The sequence below is a fragment of the Arthrobacter sp. I3 genome (assembly GCF_000520575.1).
Lineage (GTDB): Bacteria > Actinomycetota > Actinomycetes > Actinomycetales > Micrococcaceae > Arthrobacter > Arthrobacter humicola_A.
This window is the reverse complement of record NZ_KI914916.1, coordinates 1-1,327: the sequence shown is the minus strand read 5'-3', so window position 1 is coordinate 1,327 and position 1,327 is coordinate 1. Positions and strand designations below refer to the sequence as shown.

Below are 1,327 nucleotides of genomic sequence, written 5' to 3'. Positions count from 1 at the left end.
GCCCGCGACTCCGGCGCCAAGATCCTGCTCGGCGGCAACCCTGACCCGGACCAGCCCGGCAACTTCTACCCCACCACCCTCGTCGCCAACATCGACAACAGCAACCCCCTCGTCGCCGAAGAACAGTTCGGCCCCGCCCTGCCCATCATCCGCTACACCACCGTGGACGAGGCCGTCGCCATGGCTAACGCCGTCGACGTCGGACTCGGCGCCTCGGTCTGGTCCGCCGACCCCGCCGAAGCCCGCAAGGTCGCGGCCAGGATCGAAGCCGGCACCGTGTGGATCAACGCCCACGGCATGGTCAACCCCATGATTCCCTTCGGCGGGTCCAAGCAGTCCGGCTACGGACTCGAATTCGGCGTCGAAGGCCTCAAAGCCCTCGGCGTGCCGCAGATCATCAACGGCTGACACCGGCCGGCGCCCGTATGGGCGCCGGGCCGGGCTGCCCACCCGACTCTTCCTCCGGCCAAGAACGGCAACGTGGATCGCGCGTCCCCGTTCCTGACGAACCGGACTGCGTGGTCACCAGTAGGCCACCCGCTATTTTTCAGGAAAACCCCATGCAGAGCCGGTCAACGGAGACCGCTGCGTCGTCGCCTTAACTATTTCCCCGGAGGCTGAAAATGTCCCACGAATCTTCACCAATCCCTACTGTCGCCCAACCGCCGGGCTTGAGCCGGCGTACTCTTGGTGTTCCGGCCTTGGTCTTCATGACCATTGCCGCCTCGGCACCGCTCACGGTGGTCGCCGGCGGCTACCCCGCCAACTTTGCGGTAACAGGGGTGCTCGGTGTTCCCCTTTCCTTCCTTGTGCTCGGCGCCTGCCTGACCCTGTTTACCGTGGGCTACGCCGCTATGAGTTCGCGAATCCGAAATGCCGGGGCGTTCTATGCGTACATCGCCCAGGGCCTTGGCAAGAGGACCGGTGTAGGGGCGTCGTTCGTTGCCCTCACGGCGTACAATTCCATCCAAATCGCCGTCTACGGTCTCTTCGGTTTTGCCTCGGCAACCTTCATCAATGAAAAGACCGGGGCGGATGTCCCGTGGTGGGCAACTGCCGGAGTTGCCTTCCTGGTCGTCGCGTGGCTCGGCATCAACAAGGTTGATTTCTCTGTGCGGGTAGTGGCCGTGATGGTGGGACTGGAATTTCTTGCAGTCATCGTCTTCGACGTTGCCGCATTTGCTGTGCAGCCGGAAGGGGTTTCGGCAACAGGCCTGATGCCGGGCGATTTGTTTACCGCCGGCGTCGGCGCTGCCCTGGCCTTTAGCATTGCCAGCTTCATGGGATTTGAATCGGCGGCGATCTACAGCGAGGAGTCGAAAGACCC

At 63.5% G+C, this 1,327-nt stretch carries 2 protein-coding genes; both read left to right on the top strand.

Annotated elements, in window-relative coordinates; translation table 11 throughout:
• The coding region (locus Y706_RS24270; protein ID WP_043435440.1) for an aldehyde dehydrogenase family protein at positions 1 to 408 on the top strand (408 nt) is incomplete at its 5' end.
• 302 nt (positions 409 to 710) lie between these two features.
• Positions 711 to 1,327: amino acid permease (locus Y706_RS0107990; RefSeq protein ID WP_253906724.1), on the top strand; the 617-nt coding region annotated here is incomplete at its 3' end.